Consider the following 20967-nt stretch of genomic DNA (forward strand, 5'->3'; position numbering starts at 1 on the left):
TCGCGGCTGGTTGAATAACGTTACAGGTTAGTATGTAATTGTGCCTTCGGAGACCTCGCCGCGCCCCGGTCGGCCGCGTGATGCCGACAAAGACCTCGCCGTGCTCATCGCGGCACGGCAGCTGCTGGCCGAAGTGGGATACCCGCAGACCACGGTCGTGGCGATCGCCAAGCGTGCCGGGGTGAACTCGCCGGCGATCTATCGGCGCTGGCCGACTCGGCAGGCGTTGCTGGAGGAGGCCATTCACGGTCCGGGCGGGCATGCACCGCCCGAGCCCACCGGGGATCTGCGGGCCGACCTGGCGACCTGGGTGCGCATCTTCCTCGCTCGTGCGGACAGTCCCGCCGCGCGGGCCGGGGTGCCGGGCCTGCTGGCCGATTCGCAGACCGAGGAGGCGCGGCGGCGACTGCTGGCGATCGGGGCGCCGGTGCGCAAGGCGTTCGCCGAGCTGCTCGGTGGCGCGGTCGACGACGGCCGGATCGCGCCCGGCGTCGATGCCGAACTCGTCTTCGAGATACTCGCGGGGACAACAACGTTCCACGCGCTCTCGCGTGGCAGCGAAGACGCCGAACTGTTCGTGTCGAGCATGGCCGATGCTCTGTACGCGCTCGTAGCCGCGGGCGCGGCGCCGGATCGCGGCTGAGTCCGGTAGGCGGGGGCTGTGATCTACGTTCTATAACGTTACATGCTACTATGTAATTGTGATCGCAGTGCTTCCGCAGCTCGCGGTGGATCGATGAAGATCGACCTCCAGCTGAACGGTCGTCCCGACGAAGCTGTCTCGCGGGCAGCTGAATTGATCGGGTGCGGCGCCGACGGCCTGTTCACTTTCGAGGGCGCCCACGATGTCTTCCTGCCGCTGACCCTGGCGGCGACCGGTGCCGAACCCGTCGACCTGATGACCAATGTCGCCATCGCCCTCCCGCGCAGCCCGGTGCACCTGGCGCACGCCGCCTACGACCTGCACCTGCTCAGCCGCGGGCGGTTCCGGCTGGGGCTCGGTTCGCAGACTCGAGCGCACATCGACAAGCGGTACGGCGGCGAGTGGTCGCGGCCGGCGGCGCGGATGCGGGAGGTGGTGCTGGCGGTCAAGGCCATCCTCGGCTCCTGGCAGCACGGCACCCCGCTGCGCTTCGAGGGCGAATTCACCCGGCACACCCTGATGCCGCCCACCTTCGATCCCGGCCCTAATCCCTATGGGGCGCCCGAGATCTGCCTCGGCGCGCTCGGCCCGATCATGACCAGAACCGCGGCCGAGGTGGCCGACGGGCTGCTGGTCATGCCGTTCAATAGTGCCCGGCATTTCGCCGAGCGCACCAAGCCCGCCATCGACGAGGGTCTTGCCCGCGCCGGTCGCGATGCCGCCGAGCTGGCGATCTATCCGCAGGTGATCGTCGCGATGGGCCGGACCCCGAGCGAGCTGGCGGCCGCCGCCGTCGGTGCTCGTCGTCTGCTGGCCTTCTACGGGTCGACGCCCGCCTACCGTCCGGTTCTGGATGTCGAGGGCTGGGGTGAGCTACAGCCCGAACTGAACGCGCTGTCCAAGCGTGGCCAGGTCGGCGCGATGACCGAGCTGATCGATCAGCGGATGCTCGAGACGCTGGCCGTATACGGCACGCCCGAGGAATGTGCCGCCGAGATCGTAGCGCGCTTCGGTGCCGTCGCCGACCGGATCTGTTGCTATTTCCCGGGTTACGCCGTCGCCGACGCGTACATCAGGGACCTGGTCGCCGAATTGCAGGTCGCATGAGCGGCGTGCGGATCGACATCGCCGACGGCGTCGCGGAGGTGACATTGGACCGGCCCGAGCGCCGCAATGCCTTCACCGCCGCGATGGGCCGCGCGCTCGGCCTGGCGTACCGCGATCTGGACGCCGACAACGCGGTCCGGGTCATCGTGCTGACCGGGGCCGTCCCGGCCTTCTGCGCCGGAGCGGATCTAGATGGTGGTGCGACGACGTTCGAAAAGCCCGACAGCGCAACATTTTCCGCGTCGCCGGTCGACCCGCCCGCCTTCGCCCTGCATAAACCGGTGATCGCCGCGGTGAACGGGCACGCGATCGGCATCGGGCTGACCCTGGCCATGCAGGCCGACATCCGCATCGTCGCCGACGATGCCAGCTATGCCATTCCCCAGGTGCGTCTCGGCGTCGTACCCGACGCGATGGCGCACTGGACCGTCGCCAAGGTGGCGGGGATGTCGGTCGCGGCCGACATCCTGTTGTCGGGACGGACTTTCGACGGTGCCGAAGCGGTGCGACTCGGCCTCGCCACCCGCTGCCTACCCGCCGCCGACGTGCTGCCTGCCGCTCTCGCGATGGCCGCTGACATGGCCGTCAACGTTTCACCGATGTCGGCGGCTTTGAGCAAAAGACTATTGTGGGACACCGCGATCCACGGCTACGACCCCACCCGCGTCGCCGATCTCGAAACCGAACTGCACCTGCGGGTCATGGGCAGTCCCGACGCCGCAGAAGGAATGCGCGCCCGACTCGACCGCCGCAAACCGAGTTTCGTCTCGGTCCCTCCCGGCGCCTGGGATACCGCCATCGCAACATGTCCGCCACGGCCACTACAGTGACCGCGGAGAACTGCTACAACGGGGGCCGAACGTGGGTTATGACATCAGCTTTCACCCTGTCGATATGCGCCTGGTCGACGAACGGGTCGTTCCATTCCTGGCCGGCCGCGGCAGCGATGACGATCTGGACGATCTGATCGCCGACGCGGTACGGCAGGCGAAAGTCCGCTTCCGCGCGAATGCGTGGGGTCTGGGTGTCCGAAAGGCATACGACGGCACGGATTTCGACACGTCGCTCTACATCTGGGGTCGGCCCTTCTTCGTCACCGCCGACGATCCGGCGACGGTCGCCGAAACCGTTGTCCGCTACTGCAATTCCACCGTCGACGAGGTCGACGACCTGGCCCGCAGCCAGATCGCGCTCCTCGATCCGGCCCTGCTGAAACATGTCGAACCCGATATGAACGGCACCCTGCCCGCCGACGAAGACCTCGCCGTCGGCTTCCGCTGGAAGCTCGACCTGCTCCGCGGGGCGGCGTCGGCGGTCCGCGCTGGCCGCCCGACCATCCGTAACGGCGATGGCGATGAGATCTCCGCTGCGGGCGCGCTGACCGGCAACGCCCAATTCTGCCTGGTCGAATTCCTCGCCGCCCTGCTCCCCGGCTGGATCGAGCGCGGCAAGGTGTGGCCCACCGAACTGGCCGAACACGCCACAACCGACGGCTACGCACCGCTGTCGGACAACACGCCACTGTTCGGGTCCCTGCCCACCGAATTCCCGTCGCTGAATTGGGAATCCAACTGGACCATCCCGGCCAACTACGCGATCGGCGGCTACGCCGCGCCCTCGAACATCCAGCCCTTGCGAAACTGGCTGTCCCGCAATGCCGAACCGCTCGCCGCGGTGGGCGACCAATGGGACGACCGACCCTACGTCCGCAAGGCCCTCCGCAAGATCGACGAAGCCCTGGCGCTGGCCGAACTGACCGGCTCGGCCTTCGTCGAAGCCGCCGAAATCTACATCCCCATGCAGGGCACGATGAACTGACGCGCACCCGGCAATATCCCAGAACGCAAGCTCGTGCGTCGGACCATGGGCACACCGCTGACACGGGCCGATCGTCGCCGACGAGGCGCGACACAACTCCGACACCACGCACTCATGGCGTGACCACACGGTGTTCCCGCTCGTGGGCGCAGCCGCAAACTCGCAGGAAGTACGCTTTCCTGAGCGAAAGCCGGATTCGGGTCTCTTCGGCGGCTTGCCGGGGAAGTAGGAGGTGCGGGGTGGGCGCGGCAGCGCGATCTGGGAGCCAGCGGGTACGTGGTTGGGTGAGGAAGACCGGTGCTGTCACTGCAATAGCTGCGCTGGTGTCGTGGATCGGTATGGCGGTGGCTACTGCCGCGCCGACCCACGCGCCGGTATTGCGCGCGCCGGCAGGTGGTTACCAGGAGCTCTTGGTGCCGTCGAGCATGGGGCCGATCAAGGTTCAGGTGCAGTGGGCGGCTCGTGGTGGGAGCGCGGCGCTCTATGTGCTCGATGGTCTGCGTGCGCCGGGCGATCACAATCAGTGGACGAGCGACACCGACGCACTGCGCCAGTTCGCCAGTGACAACGTCACGTTGGTGTTCCCGGTCGGTGGTCGGTCGAGCTTCTATACCGACTGGTACCGGCCGAGCAGCACCAATCGTCAGGCGACGACGTACAAGTGGGAGACGTTCCTCACCAAGGAGCTGCCTGCCTTCCTGGCAGGGTATGGCGTGTCGCGCACCAACAACGCCATCGTCGGGGCCTCCATGGGCGGCAACGCCGCCCTGACGCTGGCCGGGCACCATCGTGACCAGTTCAAGTTCGCCGGGTCCTTCTCGGGATTCGTGCACCCGACGTTTCCGCTCTGGAACGAAGCGATGCGCGCTGCCATGTGGGACGAGGGCAACTTCAATGTGGACGACATGTGGGGTACCGCCGGTGATCCTGCCTGGAATCGCAACGATGCCACTGTGCAGGCCGAATTGTTGCGCGGACTGCCGATGTACGTCTCGACGGGTAATGGCGCGCCTGGCCCGCTCGACCTGCCGAACGGGGTCGGCAACACGGTGAACGCGATGAGTCTGGAGGCGATGACCTTGACCGCCGCCCAGATGTTCCGTGATCGAGTCGCGGCGTTGGGCATCGCCGCTCGCATCGACTTCGTCAACGGGACGCACACGTGGCCCTACTGGCAGCAAGCGCTCGCTACGGCTCGTCCGATGATCCTCGACGCGCTCCGCGCGCACTGACACGGCTGTCAGTAACCAGGGCGAGCCCCACAGCGCGGTTCACTGAGAGACGCACTGTGCGCCCAGAGCCGGGCCGCGCCCGCACATCAGCACGCCTCATTCAGCCTTTCGGGAGGATCGATCGGCAGGATTCGACGTCTCCGGTTCGGCGGCGTCAGACGCCGGTGCGGACCGGTCCGTATCCGGGGTCGCGCGCAGTGTGGCCGGCGGCAGGTACTCGACAACGCAGCGGCGAGTCCACCAAGCCCCGGTGCGGTGGCGCTCCTCGCGCGTGGTGAAGCGGTAAACGTAGAGCAGAATCCGCAGGTACTTCGGGGGTCGCTCAGGGAAGGGGTTCGTCGCCAGTAGGCGCAACATGGCGGTGTCGCCTTGCAGCAGTTTGACCACCATCGTCAGGAGCCAGGCTTCCGTGTACGGCGGGGACATGGCGGCGAACCACATCAGCCAGTCCAGCCGTAGGTGATAGGGGGCCACCTGCCGCGGGCGGCGGGTGAGGGTACCGGGCTTGGCTTTGAATTCGTACGCCTTCCAGATCGTGTCCGGCTGGGGCTGGTCGTCGGTGCCTTCGATGACCAGCTCGAGCCGCGTGCGGGTGATGTGCCCGAACAAGCCGTAGGTGTTGCCCAGGTACAGCCGGTTGAAGGCGGCGTTCATCACTTGGTTCCGTGACGCCATATTGCGGACCGGCGCCCAGCTGAGCACCACCATGGCCACCGCCAGGATCGACACCATGATCGTGAACCACAGCGGGCCGTCCGGCGCCGGCGTCGGCTCGATCGGTAGCAGCGCCGCGAGGAACCGGCCGTCGAGCGCCAGCGTGGCCAGTGCGATCGTGAGCAGGTTCAGCCACGCGAAGTTCCCGCTGATCATCAGCCACAGCTGCGTCACGATGATGATCCCGGCGGACACCGACGCGATCGGCTGGGGGCACAGCAGCCCGAACGGCACGATCAGCTGCGCGACATGGTTCCCCAGTACCTCGAGGCGATGGATCGGCTTGGGCAGATGGTGGAAGTACCAGCTGAACCGGTTCGGGATCGGCTGGGTCTGGTGGTGGTAGTAGAGCGCGGTGCGATCTCGCCACGCCGGATCGTTGCGGACCTTGATCAGGCCCGCTCCCACCTCGAGCCGCACCAGCACCCAGCGCAGCAGGAACACCACCGCGATCGGTGGGGCCGTGTCCGCGTTCCCGAGAAAGATCGCCAGGAAGCCTGCCTCCAGCAGCAGCATCTCCCAGACGAAGCCGTAGAAAGTCTGCCCGGCGTTGACGAACGACAGGTACAGCACCCACAGCGCTGCCCACACCGCCATCGCCACCGGCAGCGGCACCATGTCGGTCAGACCGAGCACGACCGCGCCGGACAGCACCACACCCAGAGCGGCCAGCGCGGCGGCCATCCGGTCGGAGTAGTGGAGATGGAAGAGACTGGGCGCCCGCCGGAACCCCGCCGCGCGCAGATACCGGGGCGCGGGCAGCAAGCCCCGCTCACCGCACAGTGCCCGGAATTGGGCCAAAGTCGACAGAAATGCGATGAGATACACCAGGCCCAGCAGCCGCTCGAAGATCAGCCGGGCCAGGACATAGCCGGAATCGTAGAAACCGAACATCGCTGGTCGCCCACGCTCGATACGAAGCTCCTCGTATCAGGAGAACGCTCGCAGCGGCCGTATTCTTTCCGGAAATCGGTCCAGCAGCAGGCGCGTCATCCCGCCGTCGGACCCGGCGATGACCGGTCCCCGACCTCATCGGCGGTGGCATCGACCGTGTCCGAACACCTCCGTCTCGGCCGACACCACTGAGACGGCAGCGTCAGGATCAGGCAGGCCAACAGACCGCGCACACGGTCATGCACATCGGCTGGTGCCGGTGGCTACCGCGGCCGGATGGCCTGCTGGTCGAGCGGCAGACGCAGACGGCGGCAAGGCGATCGTGTCGGGCGATAGCCGGGCGGTTACAGCTGGGACTGCTGCACCACTGCGAGGGCCCGCGCGCGCAGGCCGGGGTCGGCGCGAGCGGCGTCGCCCGCGTCGAAAGGCGGCTGGGGGTCGTATTCGATTCCCAGTTGGATGGCGCGGGCGGTGTCGTCGTCGGTGAGTTGGGCCGCGAGGTGGAGCGCCATGTCCAGGCCTGCGGAGACGCCCGCGGCAGTGATGTACTTGCCGGATCTCACGTAGCGGTGCGGCAGGTACTTCACCGGGTAGGTGGCCTCCAGGTAGGGGGCGGCGGCCCAATAGGTGGCCGCCTCGCGCCCGTCCAGTAGTCCCGCGGCCGCGAGGATCACCGAACCGGTGCAGACGGAGGTGGTCCAGGTGGTGGTCTCGTCCACGGCCCGGATCCATTGCAGCAGGCCAGTATTCCCGATGGCGCTCACCGTGCCGCGGTTCCCGGCTCCGGGGACGAGCAGGACATCGAGGCGGTCCACCTCGTCGAGAGCACAATCCGCGACCACGGCCACGTCACCGGTATCGGTGCGGACCGGCCCCGGCCGCTCGGCGAGCATCCGCACCCGCGCGCCCGGCACCCGGGACAGGATCTCCGCCGGACCGGTGGGATCGAGCAGGCTGAAACCGTCATAGAGCAGGATGCCGACGACTGGGCCGCCGCCATCCGGGCGGGCTGCGGCGTGGGCGGCGCTGGCACCGGCGACACCGGCCGCGACCAGTGCCGCGGCGCCGCGCAAGACATTTCGCCGCGGGGAAGTCGGAGAATCGATCACGCCACCGAAGTGTCGTCACCCGCGTTGCTCTCGGCCACCGGCATGTCCGCGATCTTGCGCATCGTGTCCCCGCTGATGCCGTACCGGTCCAGCAGCGCCGACCGGAGCGTCTGCGCCGAGCCGAATCCGCATCGCCGGGCTATCGCGGCCAGCGGCAGACTCGTCGAGCGGATCAGTTGCGCGGCGGCTTCCGCGCGAGCCGTGCGGACGGCGCGCGCCGGGGTGATGCCGAGATGGGCGGCGAACAGCCGGGTCAGATGCCGCGTGCTGACACCGGCGCGGGCGGCGAGCGCGCGCGGCGTCAGATTCTGTGCGAGATTGCCGGCGACATACCGCATCAGGTCCGCGACCAGCCGCTCCTCGGCCGGTGGTGCGGCCAGGAACATGCTGATCTGCGCCTGATCGGCCGGACGATGCAGATAGGTGACGAGCCCACGGGCCACCGTGCGCGCCAGGGTGGGACCGTGGTCGTCGTCGATCAGCGACAACGTCAAGTCGATGGCGCTGGTGACGCCCGCCGAGGTGTAAACGTTCCCGTCGCGGATGTACAGAGGCGCGGTGTCGACCGCCACAGTCGGGAAGCGGGCCGCGAGCTCGGCCCCGTAACCCCAGTGCGTGGTGACCCGCCGCTGCTCCAACAGGCCTGCGGCCGCCAATATGTAAGCGCCCGTACAGATCGATGCGATCCGCCGGCTGCGCCGCGCCAGCCTCCGCAGCTGCACGAGCAACCGCTCATCCGCGGCGGCGTGTTCGGCCCCGACTCCACCGACCACCATGAGCGTGTCCAATGGGCCGTTCACCGCTTCCAACCGGCCGCTTCCCATTCCGATCCCAGCGGAGGTCCGCACCGGCCGCCCGGCGACGGTGACCAGTTCGATCAGGTAGGACGGCTGCGCCCCGAACCGATTCGCCAGATCCAAAGCTCCACTCGGACAGGCTATATCGAGAATCTGAGCGTCGTCATAGGCGACGATGAGCACGCGCCGGACCTCGTCCACATCCGCAAGCAGCATGTATCGATGGTGCCCATGCGCACGGGGAGTGGGCTGCGGTGCGGCGTTCCTCAGCCCACCACCGCGGTTTCATGTTCCAGCACTTCGCTCGCCGCCCGCTCGCCCGAGCGGATGGCTCCGTCGATCCAACCGCACATGACCGCGGAGCTTTCGGTTCCGGCCCAATGGATCCGGCCGCAAGGTTGGCGCAGGGCGTGGCCGAACTGGGTGAGCACGCCGGTCGGTGCGTGGCTGAGCATCCCGCCGCCGGAGTAGCGCTCGGCGCTCCAGTTTTGCTCGATGTAGTCGATGGGAGATCTCGCTTTTTCGCCGAATCGATCGCCGAGTTCGCCGAGTATCGCCTTCTTTCGTTCGGTCGCGTCGAGTTGTCCGACCTGCCGCGCGATGGGGCCCTCGATGATGACGCACAGAACTCCGGGTCGCCCGGTGTCCGTACAGGCGTCAATGGTGATGGTCGCGGGTGATCCTGGCGAGACCGACTGACCCGACAACCCGTCGTGCCGCCAGAACGGTTCGTCGTACACGACGGAAATCTTGATGATCGAGCCGCTCGGCATGCGTTGGTGGAGGAACGAGCGATCGACCGGCAACATCGGTTCGTAGCAAATCTGGCTCGCGACCGCCAAGGGAACGGCCACGATCGCACGACGTGCGCGCACGCTCAATTGATCGGTGCGAACCGTCACTCCGTCCGGGTCCTGCTCGATGCGCCGGACCGGCTGGGAGAGACGGATGGACTCGCCGATCTCGGCGGCCATGGGCCGGTAGATGGCGCCCATGCCGCCGACCGGGCGGGCGTCCTGCGCGCAGTCCTTGACGCCGAGGACGAAGCCCGGCCCGCCACCGGATGCCATCTGGTAGAGCACGAAGAGCATCGACACCTCGGAGGCGGCCGAGGTGTAGCAGCCGGCGATGGCGGTCTCCAGGAGGTCGTGGGCGGGTTTGGACAGGACGTTGCCATCCAGCCAATGCGCCAGACTGACCTGATCCCACTTGTCGGCCTTCTTCGCGGCCCACGGGGCTTCCAGCGGGACCGACTTGCACAGGTGCCCCAGCTCGAGCAGGACCGCGCCGAGGTTCATCGCCGCCCACGGGCTCATGGTCCACGGAATCGTGCCCGTGTAGCGGTGCTGCTTGCCGTCCACCACCATCATGGCCTCACCGTCGGTGTACTGCTTGTAACTCGGTACCCCGAACTCGGTCATCAAGGCCTGGATCCGGTCCTGCCCCGGCCCGATCCAGGCGCCGCCGCGATCGATCCAGGACCCGTCCGGGCGCACTTCGGTGAACGTCCGCCCGCCGAGCCGGTCGCGCGCTTCCAGCACGGCCACCGATCGGCCGGTCTGTTTCAGCCGCAGCGCGGCCGCCAATCCCGCGAATCCGGCGCCGATTACGCAATAGTCGACATCTGTCATGGAAGCCGCCCTCGTGTTGGAGTTCTGCGCGGCACCGGCCCGCGGTCGTCGCGCGATCGCCGCACCCCAACGGGTGCGATCAGCCTTCGATCAGGCATACGAGTCGAATATCTGGCAATTCTATAGCAAATTCTGCGGGTGGGGTCGGTCCGGTGACCAGACCCGTCGTTTGCGGTGCGCACGCTCCGGAAGCTGCTTAGGCTCACGGGGCTTGTTGTTCGACCGCCTGGAGTTTGCTCGATGACGATGTCCCCGTCCCCAGCGCACAGCCCATCCGGCCGCGCACCGCTCAGTTCGCCGATCGATACCGAAGGACCGCGGATTCCGCTGTACGCACCGGAGTTCGCGACCGAGCCGCACGGTGCCTATCGCGAGATGCGCGAACGGTACGGGTCGTTGGTGCCGGTCGAGTTGGCGCCGGGCGTGCCCGCGACCTTGGTGGTCGGGTATTACACCGCGGTGCGGATCCTCAACGACCCGGACCATTTTCCGGCCGATCCGCGCACCTGGCAGCAAGACATTCCGCCCGACTGCCCAGTGCTGCCGATGATGGAGTGGCGGCCGAACGCGCTGCGGAATGCCGGCGCCGAGCACGCCCGCTACCGGCAAATCAACGTCGCGGGTCTCAGCAAGGTCGATCACTACCGCCTGCACGACACCGTGGCGGAGATCGCGATCCCGTTGATCAACTCGTTCTGTGCGGACGGGTCCGCGGATGTTGTTCGCCAGTATGCATTTCCGCTCTCCTTCGCGGTGCTGAACGCCTTGCTCGGTTGTCCGGCCGAGATCGCGCAGCGCGCCGCAAGTGGTATGGCCGCGATCTTCGAGGGCATCGACGCGGAGCGCGGAAACAAGATGCTCATCGATGCGCTGCTGGAGCTGACCCTACTCAAGCGCGCCGAACCCGGCGATGACGTGACCACCCGGATGCTCCGGCACCCTGCCTCGCAGAGCGATACGGAAATCGTGCACCAGTTGGGCACGCTGTACGGCGCGGGCATCGAACCGCAGCAGAATCTGATCGTCAACACCCTGCTGCTGATCCTGACCGACGAGCGGTTCGGTGGCAGTGTGCTCGGCGGGAGCCTCTCGACCAGGGACGCTCTCGACGAGGTGTTGTTCAACGACCCGCCGATGGCGAACTTCTGTTTCAGCTTCCCGAAGCAGCCGATCCTGATCGAGGACTTCTGGCTGCCCGCTCACCAACCGGTCGTGATCAGCATCGCCGCCTGTAACACCGACCCGGCGATCAGCGCGGACCGGTTGGCGGGCAATCGCGCCCATCTCGCTTTCGGGGGCGGGCCGCACGCGTGTCCGGCCAGTTCGCTGGCTTACCTGATCGCCCAGGATGCCATCGACCAGCTGCTCGACGCATTGCCGGAGATTCGCCTCGCGGTGCCACCGAACGAGCTGACCTGGCGACCAGGCCCGTTTCACCGAGCATTGCCCGCACTGCCGGTCGTCTTCCCGGCGTCGCCTCCGCTGCCTGCCCAGTAGCGGCCGGGATTTCATACCGGCCGTTTTCGGTACGCACGCTGCGCAAGCTGCCTAGGCTCACTGGTCTTGTTGTTCGACCGCATGGAGTTTCTTCGATGACGATGCCTCCGTCCCCAACGCACAGCCGAACCGGTCACGCGCCGCACGGTTCACCGGCCGATACCGACGGTCCGCGGATTGCGCTGTACGCACCGGAGTTCGCGGCGGATCCGCAACGCGCCTATCGCGAGATGCGCGAACGCTACGGGTCGTTGGTGCCGATCGAGTTGGCGCCGGGCGTGCCCGCGACCTTGGTGATCGGGTATTACACCGCGGTGCGGATCTTCAACGACCCGGACCACTTTCCGGCCGATCCGCGCACCTGGCAGAAGAGCGTTCCGGCCGACTGCCCGGTGCTGCCGCTCATGCAGTGGCGGCCGAACGCGCGGCGTAACGACGGCGCGGCGCACGCCCGTTACCGGCAGGCCAACGCCGCGGCTCTGGACAAAGTCGACCGGTACAAACTGCACGACACCGTGGCGCAACTCGCCGTCCCACTGATCAACTCGTTCTGTGCGGACGGGTCCGCGGACCTGGTCCGCCAGTACGCGCTTCCGCTCTCCTTCGCGGTGCTGAACGCTATGCTCGGTTGCCCGGCCGAGATCGCGCAGCGCGCCGCGACCGCGATGGCCGCGATGTTCAACGCCGTCGACGCGGAGCGTGGGAACAAGCTGTTGATGGCCGCGCTGGCGGAGTTGATCGAACACAAGAAGGCCGAACCCGGCGATGACGTGACGACTCGGATGCTGCAACATCCGGCTGAGCTGACCGATGTGGAAATGGCCAATCAGGTGGGCACGATGTACGGCGCGGGCATCGAACCGCAACAGAATCTGATCGCCAACACCCTGCGGCTCATCCTGACCGACGAGCGGTTCGGTGGCAGTGTGCTCGGCGGGAGCCTCTCGACCAGGGACGCTCTCGACGAGGTGTTGTTCAACGACCCGCCGATGGCGAACTTCTGTTTCAGCTTCCCGAAGCAGCCGATCCTGATCGAGGACTTCTGGGTACCCGCCCATCAACCGGTCGTGATCAGCATGTCCGCCTGCAACACCGACCCGGCGATCAGGACGGACCAATACGCGGGCAATCGCGCCCATCTGGCTTTCGGTGGCGGGCCACACGTGTGTCCTGCCCGTTCGCTGGCTTACCTGATCGCCCAGGACGCCATCGACCAGCTGCTCGACGCATTGCCGGAGATTCGCCTCGCGGTGTCGCCCGGTGAGCTGACCTGGCGGCCGGGCCCCTTCCACCGCGCGTTGACCGCTCTGCCGGTCGTGTTCGAGCCGGCACCTCCGCTGCCTGTGGAGTAACGGCGGGGTTTCAATGACTCCAACTTGAAAGTTAGGGGAGGCGAACATTATGATCTCAGTGTATGAAGGCTCGGCGTTTGCTTGCTCTGTCCCCGCGCCGGTTGGTCGCTGCCGCCACCGTGGGCGCCCTGGCATTTGTCCTCACCGCCTGCGGGGCGAGTGAGGCCGGGCGTCATGATCGACCGGTGGTGCTCACCACGTTCACCGTGCTCGCCGACATCGCGCGGAATGTGGCCGGCGAGCACCTGACCGTCGAGTCGATCACCAAGGCGGGCGCGGAGATCCACGGCTACGAGCCGACTCCCGGCGACATCAAGAAGGCCTCGAAGGCCGACCTGATCCTGGACAACGGCCTGAACCTGGAGGCGTGGTTCACCCAGTTCGTCGCCGATGTGCGCGTGCCGCACGCCGTGGTCAGCGACGGCGTCGCGCCGATCGGCATCAGCGAGGACGCCTACCAGGGCAAACCGAACCCGCACGCGTGGATGTCGCCGCAGAACGCGCAGATCTACGTCGACAACATGGTGCGCGCCTTCGAGGAGCTGGCCCCGCAGCACGCGGCCGATTTCCGTGCCAACGGCGAGCGGTACAAGACCGAACTGCGCCAGGTGCAAGACGAACTCGTCGGCACCCTGAGCGTGCTGTCGCCGAACGAACGCGCCTTGGTGACGTGCGAGGGCGCGTTCTCCTACCTGGCCCGCGACGCAGGCCTCACCGAGAAGTACATCTGGGCGGTCAACGCCGAGCAGCAGGCCACGCCGCAGCAGATCGCCTCGGCCATCGACTTCGTCCGGCAGCGCCGGGTGCCTGCCGTGTTCTGCGAGTCCACCGTGTCGGACGCGCCGATGCGGCGGGTGGTCGAGGCCACCGGCGCCGGGTTCGGTGGCGTGCTGTACGTCGATTCGCTGTCGGAGGCCGACGGCCCGGTGCCGACCTACTTGGCGCTGATCCGCCACGACGCGCAGACGATCGGTTCTGCGCTGACGGGACGCAGGCCATGAGCGAGCGAACCATCGACACAGCCACCCCGGTGGTCATGCCGGAGCCGAGCGTCAGCGAGGCGCAGGCGATCAGCGCGCCGGCGATCGAGGTGCGGGGCGTCACGGTCCGCTACGGCGACGTGCTGGCGCTCGACGGGGTCGACCTCGCCCTGGATTCCGGCCGGGTCTGCGGTCTGATCGGCATGAACGGTTCCGGCAAGTCGACGTTGTTCAAGTCCATCATGGGCCTGGTCCAGCCCGATCGTGGAACCGTGCGGATCAACGGCGGTGCGCCGGTGGCGGCGCGGCGGGCGGGCGTCCTCGGCTATGTGCCGCAGAGCGAGGATGTCGACTGGAGCTTCCCGCTCTCGGTGCGCGACGTGGTGATGACCGGTCGATACGGCCGCTTGGGATTCACCCGCCGCGCGCGCAAGGCCGACCGCGAGGCTGTCGCACATGCGCTGGAACGCGTGGAGCTGACCGACCTCGCCGACCGGCAGATCGGCCAACTGTCCGGCGGGCAGAAGAAGCGCGCGTTCGTGGCGCGCGGCTTGGCGCAGGGTGCGACCGTCCTGCTGCTCGACGAGCCGTTCGCCGGGGTCGACAAACGTTCCGAGGCCACGATCACCACGCTGCTGCGTGGGCTGGCCGCCGATGGCGCCACGATCCTGGTGTCGACGCATGACCTGAACGCCTTGCCCGGCCTCGCCGACGAGGCAGTGCTGCTGATGCGCACGGTGCTCGCACACGGCGATCCCGATTCAGTACTGCGGCCGGAGAACCTGGCGAGGGCGTTCGGCCTGGATGTGATGGACCGGGTGTGAACCCGGCTGAGTGCGAGACAGGCCAATGACTCCGATCGAATTCTTCATCGACCCACTGCGTTACGAATTCATGGTGCGCGCGCTGGCGACCACCGTGACGGCGGCGGTGGTGTGCGCTGTGTTGTCCTGCTGGCTGGTCCTCATCGGGTGGTCATTGATGGGGGACGCGGTTTCCCATGCGGTGCTGCCCGGTGTGGTGCTGGCCTACATCCTCGGGCTGCCGTTCGCGGTGGGCGCGATCGTGTTCGGGTTCCTGGCGGTAGCGCTGATCGGGGTGGTTCGCGACACCAGCCGGATCAAAGAGGACGCCGCCATCGGCATCGTCTTCACCACGCTGTTCGCGTTCGGGCTGGTGCTGGTGTCGGTGACGCCCAGCCAGACCGACCTCAACCACATCGTGTTCGGCAACCTGCTTGGCGTCAGCCGCGCGGAGCTGATCCAAGTGGTGCTTCTGGCGGCGATCACCCTCGCCGCGCTGATCCTCAAACGCCGCGATTTCACGCTGTATGCCTTCGATCCCACGCACGCGCACGCCATCGGTCTCAGTCCCCGGCTGCTCGGCACCGCCCTGCTCGGCCTCCTGGCCTTGACGGCTGTCGTCGCTCTCCAGGCGGTCGGCGTCGTCCTGGTGGTCGCCATGCTCATCATCCCGGGAGCGACCGCCTACCTGCTCACCGACCGTTTCGGCCGCATGCTGATCATCGCTCCGACCGTGTCGGTGGCCTGTGCGGTGACGGGTCTGTACGTGAGCTACCACCTCGACACCGCGCCGGGCGGCATGGTCGTCGTCGTCCAGGGCCTCGCCTTCACGGCCGCGTATTTGTTCGCGCCCAGGCAGGGTGTGATCGGGCGGCGCATTTCGGCAGCCTGGCGGCAGCGGAGCGCGGTTTCGCTCAGCGCCGCCGAGTGAAGTTCGCTGAGTTGGTCGACTTCGATACGCCGGAAGCACCCGACTCTGTCACCGGAAGTGTCCACGTTTGCCCCGACACCACGGCGTCGATGGGGCGCATGCGATTCACCGGCCGCGCTCGACTCCCCGGCTGCGTTCGTGCCCGTAGCCAGTGCCGCCGCGCTGCACCTGCGGAGCCTGCCCCGGCGGCTCCCGCACCGCCGCTGATGGTGGTCGCGCTTGCCCGAGCCCGAGAAGCTTCACCACTTCCGGGGGCACTCCCCGCGCTTGCAGTCGCGCCAGTTGTTCCGCGCGTTCCTTGTTGTCGGCTGCCTCACGCTCGATGCGGGCTTGTTCGCGCGCTTTCTCTTCCGCTGCGCGGGCGTCGGCTGCTGCACGCTCCAGGCTGGCAGCGTCGGCCGCATCTCGGGCTGCATGTTCCCCAGTGTCGGCGGCTTCCCGTTCCTGAAACTGTTCGGGCACCGGGAATTCCAGCGCCACGCGTTCGGCCGCCGCCCGTTCAATCCGCGCACTCGGTGTTTCGCGTGCCTGCCTGGCTAGCTTGGCTTCTTCTCGCGCTTGTCGCTCGCGCTCGACTCGCTCGGGGGCTTCCGCTCGGCCACGTGTAGCACCGTCGCGGAATCGCAACATATTCCGGAACTTCTCGGCTTGCCCCCGCGCCTTCGCCAGCAACGCGATTTTATCTCTCCGCTTTTGTAGCTCCTGCGCTTTCTCCTCTCGCGCCTTCTCTGCTACGCCCGGTAACTCAAGCTGCTTACCTTGCCCTGGCAGTTCGAGCTGCTTACTTCGCTCCAAATCCACACCCAATGCCCAAATTGTCCGGGCTTCAGCTCGCGAGATTTCTAGGTGGGTGAATCTGTCGCGGAAGTCTTGCTTCAAACCGTTGATAAGTACCTGACAGTCTTTCGATACTGTCTCACCTTCTACTGACCGTAGCGTATGTTCCTGCACGACGCCTGTCTCGAGAAGAACACGCAACGCCTTGAGCTGCTTTTCGTCCTTGGGTCCTTCAATTCTGCCGGATTTATCCTCGATGGAGAAAGTTTTACCCTGCTCCTCTCTGACGTGGTCGAACTTAATCCGACCTTCCGGGGTCTTGTATATGCGGGAACTGGGGAGATATCCACGCTCACGGTCCTTGAAGTACGCTTCGATACCGTTCTCGAATATCCTCCCACGCTCGTGAGGCTTATAGTTCTCTCGGTCTCTTTCGTATTCGTCCAACCGATCCCCCAGGAGCGTGGAGCGATATCGAGAAATTCTTGGCCGTAGCCGTTGGGAAGCAGTTAGGGCAGCTCAGCGGCTGTGATAGTCCTCGTGGAGCGATGCGTACTCGCGAATGGCCGCAGACATTTTGGAAAACATCCCCTCGTGCTCCTCTGGGCTATATTCGATCATGCGGCCGATTAATCCCCATACGGTCTCGACGTCTTCTTCGTCGCCCGTGTCCATCACTAATGCTGGATTCACGTCGTCGTAAAACGAGTATTCGCGGCCGAACCATTCTTCATCTATAAATCTAGCCCCTGCGAATTTTTCGAAGCACGCGCCGATGAAACAAACGAACGCATCAACCATATCGGCGTCATCGGGTGCCGCCGCAGCGGCAGCCCTGGTGGGGAACAGTTCGGCGACAATTGGGTCTAACCGCTTCACTTCCTCCGAACCTTCCGGCCATGGCTCCGGCGGAATACGTTGCAATCCGGCGTGGTCCATGAACTTCTGGGCTTGCGCCTTGCGCCGTTCAGGGTCGACCCATTTTCCCCATGCGGTCTGCTCGACGGGTACGCCGAGATCCATGGTCATCTGCTCGTCATTCCCCACGTCTGCCTCCTTCGCGTCGTGACCCGAACAGGTCAGTGTCGCATGCCACAGTGACAAACACCGCCGCTACACAACTGACGGGAATCCAAGGTCGGCGCTGCCCCTGTACGTGTACAGCTCTTTCCGGTGGGCCAGTATGCGACGAGCAGCCGACATCGCCAGCAACAACGCATGCACCGAGTCGACGCCACGGCTCCGCCGCGTAACCGGCTTACGGCCAATGCCTTCGATGCGGAAACCGCACGACCAGCCGTCCTTCTCCTGCACCGGCTTACCGAATGTCACAACCACAGGGCTGCCATCACAGCACAGCTCACGGGTTGCGATCGGCTCACCCAGTTCGTCATCCTGCATTCGTTCCCCCACGGGATCTAGGAATGTGCACATCGTCGGCTACCGGGGTTGACTGTGACTGTCCCTCTAGCTGATGAGGGGTCCTAGAGGGACCATGACCAAACGCGTGTGTTCTGCCGTCCAGCCGGGCGGGCGGGGCACGTTCCTGACGTGTCCGAATCCGAACCATCATCGCTCCAGGTACAACCTCTCGTTCGGTAACCTGGGCCAGCCCTCAGCATCCGGAAGCACGTCCACCGCGTCGACGTAGTGGCGTTTCCGGTGCTCTTCAACGAACGTCAGCGCAGCGGTGAGACACGCCGCGAAGTCCAACCGGACGCCGTGCAGGAACACCGACAGATGCACATCCGGATCGTCCGGGAGCGGGGAAGTCATCGCCCTTCCCTCCGGTCGTCAACCACCCGGTACCCGATCCACGGGCAGGCACCGGGGATGTTGCGTTCGTGCTGTCCGATGGTGCCGTCGACCAACGGGACCAGGCGCAGGCAATGTCGGCTGTCCGGGCAGCGGACGTGCGTCACGAAACCGCTCCCGTTCGGTGTTCCGTCCGCTGTCGCCCACCATCGACACTGCGTCAACAGAACCGTGCAGTTAGAAATGAGCCACCGTCCAACGCCTACCCGGACCACTACACGCCCGGATGCACTCGACCACAACCATTCCGGACGGGCGGAACCTGTCTCGGGGTGTCTCTATCCAATGCCGGATCGCTCCGGACTCTGCCGTGGGCGAGGGCAACGCGACCGTTCCGCCCTCGCGGACAATCGACACGTCGAGCCGGAACAACTCCGCGAAAAGCCTTGTGTCCTCGGGTAGATCGTGCCTCACCAAATAGGTCCACCTGTTCGAGCGAGGATGCGCCACGATCGGCCCTGACGCGTCTCTCCGGCGCTGCATGACTTGCCTGACGGCTCGCCCTAACGGCGCTGGCATGGTCAGCGCTCCAACGTGCGATGTGCGCATGATGATGCGGCCCAGTTCGGGCGGGTCGATCACCGCGGGCAGGTCACACACTCGCCGGTAGAAGTGGCATCGAGACACCGGGGTGTCTCCAAACGCTATGTGGCCCATGAAGACCTCTACTCGTATCGGAAAGACTTAGGGGTGCGCCCGGTCCTCGACAACCCCCTGAGCGGTACCCGAGGGCGGGAAGCCTTGCGGTGTCGGCGGTTCCGCGCTCCCTACCAGGCGCATCATCATGAGACACCCACGCGCACACCATGGCCCACCGAATCGGGTACACCGAAAGAAGTTCCCCGAAAGCCCAGCATGCGCACCGCAAACGGTGCGACGATGTGCGCGAGGCGGGTATTTCGGTGTACCCGCAACGGGTAAGGGGAGGTCAACATGTCAGAGACCGGTTCCACTCTGCCGCGTCGTCAGCTTGGTCGGTACCTGCTCGAGTGGCGCACACGTGCAGGCTTGACGCAGGTGAAGGCTGCCGAGCTGTTGGAGATCGGAGCGAGCAGTGTTCAAAGGTTGGAGACTGGACAGAACTCGCGGATCAAGTCGCGTGACATCCGGGCAGCCTGCGACCTGTACGGCGTCCCGAAGGATCTGACAGAGGCACTCATCGGGCTGGCGAAGCAGGCGAACGTCAAAAATTGGTGGCACCAGTACGGCGATCTCATCCCCAAGACCTTCGATTTCTACGTCGGGCTCGAAGCCGCAGCGGTCAAGTTGGTGTCATACCAGCCAGATCTGATTCCGGGCTTGCTCCAAACCGCCGACTACGATCGCGCGCTCGCGCCGCTTGCCTGGCCCGATGAAACGCCCGAGCAGTGGGAGCAGCGTGTACAGATCAAGCAGCAGCGACAGAACATCGTGACCCGCAAGGCACAGCCGGTCACGCTCGACGTTGTGATCGGCGAAGCCGCACTACGGCGCGTAGCGGGCAACCCTGCGATCATGGCCGCCCAACTGCGTCACTTGGCGGACATGTCCACCAGAGACAACGTCACGATTCGCGTACTGCCGTTCGATGCCGGGTTCCCCGGAGGAATTTCTATGCCGCCGTTTGTCATCCTGGAGTTCGGCGAGACCGCTCTTGGCGGACAGGTCGAACCGCCGGTGGTCTACCTCGAAGCCATAGTCGGTGACATGTACCTTGAGGATGCTACCGACCTGCGGCTTTACAATCAGCGGTACGACCGCATCCGGGAAGCCGCCTTGGATGCGAACGCGAGTAGAAGCCTGCTGAGGCAGGTAGCAAGGGAGCATGAGCAGCGTGGACGTTGATCTATCCGGGGCAAAGTGGTTCAAGAGCAGCCGTAGCCAGTCCGGAAGGGAATGTGTTGAGGTTGCGTTTCTCGACAGGGGCATGGTCGGCGTGCGGGACTCCAAGAACCCGACCGGCCCCGCGCTGGTCTTCACCCCTGGCGAGTGGGACGCGTTCACCGCTGGCGTAGCCGATGGCGAGTTCAAGCGCGCGTAGTCGAAAAACGGATAGCCCCGCCCCTTCGCCGATGAGACGAGGGCGGCGGGGTTTTCATGTGGTCGCGACTTATGTGGCGATCGAGCTACACGTCACCAGCAAGTAGCCGGTACCTGCTCGCCAAACCGTCGAGCAGCGACTCCAGGCCGACCTCGAAGGCGTCCCGATCGATGCGCTGCTGCCGATCGGCCAGCAGGTGCGCCTCGTTCAAGTGCGGATACTCGTCGGCGTAGACGGCCGCGTCGGACGGGAAGCCCCCGGCGAACGAGCCGAGGGACGCGCCGGTGAGGAAATAGCGCATGAGCGTGCCGACGGTGGTGGCCTCGCGGCGCGGCCAGCCCGCCGCCACCAGGCCGCCGAAGACCGCGTCGGCCATGCGCAGTGCGTTCGGTCGGTGTCCTGGGCCGCCCGCTAGGGCGGGGACGATGCGGGGGTGCGCGGCCATCGCGGTGCGATAGGAGCGCGACCAGGCGAGCAGTGCCGATCGCCAGTCCGGGTTGTCGGCGGAAAGGCGATCGAACATGGAGATGTCGACTTCGCCGAGCACCGCGTCGACCACGGCGTCAATGAGGTCGTCCTTGGTGCGCACGTGGTTGTACAGCGACGGTCCCTGCACGCCCAGTTCGGTGGCCAGCCGCCGCGTGGAGACGGCCGCCAGCCCCTCGGCGTCGACGAGGGCGAGCGCGGTCTCGATGATGCGCTCGCGGGTCAGCAGCGGCTTGCGCGGTCTGGCCATGGGCCTCCTTTCGATCCTCGCATTCTCGCAGTGAAGCTTGCGCCGCTGGATTCCCTGTCCTACGGTTAGACGGAAACTTACGCTGCTAGTTTTTGGTGCACTCCCCGCGCG

General features: G+C 66.1%; 21 protein-coding genes. 12 read left to right on the forward strand and 9 right to left on the reverse strand.

Going from position 1 to position 20967, the window contains the following annotated elements:
• The first annotated feature begins 40 nt into the window (after positions 1-40).
• From ACWPXK_RS10140 to ACWPXK_RS10160, 5 genes are all read left to right on the forward strand, one after another.
• Positions 41-643, forward strand: a complete 603-nt coding sequence (locus ACWPXK_RS10140) for a TetR/AcrR family transcriptional regulator (RefSeq protein WP_454195803.1) — start codon at positions 41-43, stop codon at positions 641-643.
• Between the two features lie 93 nt (positions 644-736).
• Positions 737-1750 carry a TIGR03617 family F420-dependent LLM class oxidoreductase gene (locus tag ACWPXK_RS10145; protein WP_454195804.1) on the forward strand — a complete coding sequence of 338 codons (1014 nt, stop codon included), beginning with the start codon at positions 737-739 and terminating at the stop codon, positions 1748-1750.
• A complete protein-coding gene (locus tag ACWPXK_RS10150; protein WP_454195805.1) occupies positions 1747-2580 on the forward strand; it encodes an enoyl-CoA hydratase/isomerase family protein in 834 nt (277 codons plus the stop codon). The genes ACWPXK_RS10145 and ACWPXK_RS10150 overlap by 4 nt, the downstream gene beginning before the upstream one ends.
• Positions 2581-2644: 64 nt before the next feature.
• Positions 2645-3568 (forward strand): hypothetical protein, encoded by a 924-nt coding sequence (locus tag ACWPXK_RS10155; protein ID WP_454195806.1) that lies wholly within the window; start codon positions 2645-2647, stop codon positions 3566-3568.
• Between the two features lie 338 nt (positions 3569-3906).
• A complete protein-coding gene (locus tag ACWPXK_RS10160; RefSeq protein WP_454195807.1) occupies positions 3907-4800 on the forward strand; it encodes an alpha/beta hydrolase in 894 nt (297 codons plus the stop codon).
• A 96-nt stretch (positions 4801-4896) separates the two neighbouring features.
• Here the strand turns inward: ACWPXK_RS10160 and ACWPXK_RS10165 are convergent, their stop codons facing one another.
• From ACWPXK_RS10165 to ACWPXK_RS10180, 4 genes are all read right to left on the reverse strand, one after another.
• Positions 4897-6408, reverse strand: coding sequence for a lipase maturation factor family protein (locus ACWPXK_RS10165; protein WP_454195808.1), 1512 nt, complete (start codon positions 6406-6408; stop codon positions 4897-4899).
• A gap of 344 nt (positions 6409-6752) precedes the next feature.
• Positions 6753-7517: a DJ-1/PfpI family protein gene (locus ACWPXK_RS10170; RefSeq protein WP_454195809.1), complete on the reverse strand. Its 765-nt coding sequence runs from the start codon at positions 7515-7517 to the stop codon at positions 6753-6755.
• On the reverse strand, positions 7514-8530 hold the full coding sequence (locus ACWPXK_RS10175) for a GlxA family transcriptional regulator (RefSeq protein WP_454195810.1): 1017 nt from the start codon (positions 8528-8530) through the stop codon (positions 7514-7516). The genes ACWPXK_RS10170 and ACWPXK_RS10175 overlap by 4 nt, the downstream gene beginning before the upstream one ends.
• A 50-nt stretch (positions 8531-8580) precedes the next feature.
• Positions 8581-9945: a flavin monoamine oxidase family protein gene (locus tag ACWPXK_RS10180; RefSeq protein WP_454195811.1), complete on the reverse strand. Its 1365-nt coding sequence runs from the start codon at positions 9943-9945 to the stop codon at positions 8581-8583.
• A gap of 240 nt (positions 9946-10185) precedes the next feature.
• On the opposite strand from ACWPXK_RS10180, the gene ACWPXK_RS10185 reads away from it, so the two are divergent.
• From ACWPXK_RS10185 to ACWPXK_RS10205, 5 genes are all read left to right on the forward strand, one after another.
• Entirely contained in the window at positions 10186-11442 is a 1257-nt protein-coding gene (locus ACWPXK_RS10185; protein WP_454195812.1) for a cytochrome P450, read from the forward strand.
• A 95-nt stretch (positions 11443-11537) separates the two neighbouring features.
• Positions 11538-12794: a cytochrome P450 gene (locus ACWPXK_RS10190; RefSeq protein ID WP_454195813.1), complete on the forward strand. Its 1257-nt coding sequence runs from the start codon at positions 11538-11540 to the stop codon at positions 12792-12794.
• A 62-nt stretch (positions 12795-12856) separates the two neighbouring features.
• Complete coding sequence (locus ACWPXK_RS10195) at positions 12857-13795, forward strand: metal ABC transporter substrate-binding protein (protein WP_454195814.1); 939 nt, start codon at positions 12857-12859, stop codon at positions 13793-13795.
• Positions 13796-13830: 35 nt separating this feature from the next.
• Positions 13831-14598, forward strand: coding sequence for a metal ABC transporter ATP-binding protein (locus ACWPXK_RS10200; RefSeq protein WP_454196408.1), 768 nt, complete (start codon positions 13831-13833; stop codon positions 14596-14598).
• A gap of 25 nt (positions 14599-14623) precedes the next feature.
• Positions 14624-15508, forward strand: coding sequence for a metal ABC transporter permease (locus tag ACWPXK_RS10205; protein WP_454195815.1), 885 nt, complete (start codon positions 14624-14626; stop codon positions 15506-15508).
• A 105-nt stretch (positions 15509-15613) separates the two neighbouring features.
• On the opposite strand, the gene ACWPXK_RS10210 is transcribed toward ACWPXK_RS10205, so the two are convergent.
• The 4 genes from ACWPXK_RS10210 to ACWPXK_RS10225 form a co-directional block, all read right to left on the reverse strand.
• Entirely contained in the window at positions 15614-16732 is a 1119-nt protein-coding gene (locus ACWPXK_RS10210; protein WP_454195816.1) for a hypothetical protein, read from the reverse strand.
• Between the two features lie 72 nt (positions 16733-16804).
• Positions 16805-17332, reverse strand: a complete 528-nt coding sequence (locus ACWPXK_RS10215; RefSeq protein ID WP_454195817.1) for a hypothetical protein — start codon at positions 17330-17332, stop codon at positions 16805-16807.
• A 66-nt stretch (positions 17333-17398) separates the two neighbouring features.
• Complete coding sequence (locus ACWPXK_RS10220; protein WP_454195818.1) at positions 17399-17686, reverse strand: DUF6968 family protein; 288 nt, start codon at positions 17684-17686, stop codon at positions 17399-17401.
• Positions 17687-17854: 168 nt separating this feature from the next.
• Entirely contained in the window at positions 17855-18061 is a 207-nt protein-coding gene (locus ACWPXK_RS10225; protein WP_454195819.1) for a hypothetical protein, read from the reverse strand.
• 972 nt (positions 18062-19033) lie between these two features.
• On the opposite strand from ACWPXK_RS10225, the gene ACWPXK_RS10230 reads away from it, so the two are divergent.
• Both ACWPXK_RS10230 and ACWPXK_RS10235 read left to right on the forward strand, forming a co-directional pair.
• Positions 19034-19924 carry a helix-turn-helix domain-containing protein gene (locus ACWPXK_RS10230; protein WP_454195820.1) on the forward strand — a complete coding sequence of 297 codons (891 nt, stop codon included), beginning with the start codon at positions 19034-19036 and terminating at the stop codon, positions 19922-19924.
• Complete coding sequence (locus ACWPXK_RS10235) at positions 19914-20120, forward strand: DUF397 domain-containing protein (RefSeq protein WP_454195821.1); 207 nt, start codon at positions 19914-19916, stop codon at positions 20118-20120. The genes ACWPXK_RS10230 and ACWPXK_RS10235 overlap by 11 nt, the downstream gene beginning before the upstream one ends.
• 85 nt (positions 20121-20205) lie before the next feature.
• On the opposite strand, the gene ACWPXK_RS10240 is transcribed toward ACWPXK_RS10235, so the two are convergent.
• Positions 20206-20856 carry a TetR/AcrR family transcriptional regulator gene (locus tag ACWPXK_RS10240; protein ID WP_454195822.1) on the reverse strand — a complete coding sequence of 217 codons (651 nt, stop codon included), beginning with the start codon at positions 20854-20856 and terminating at the stop codon, positions 20206-20208.
• Between the last annotated feature and the right edge of the window lie 111 nt (positions 20857-20967).

The organism is Nocardia sp. Marseille-Q1738, assembly GCF_965283145.1.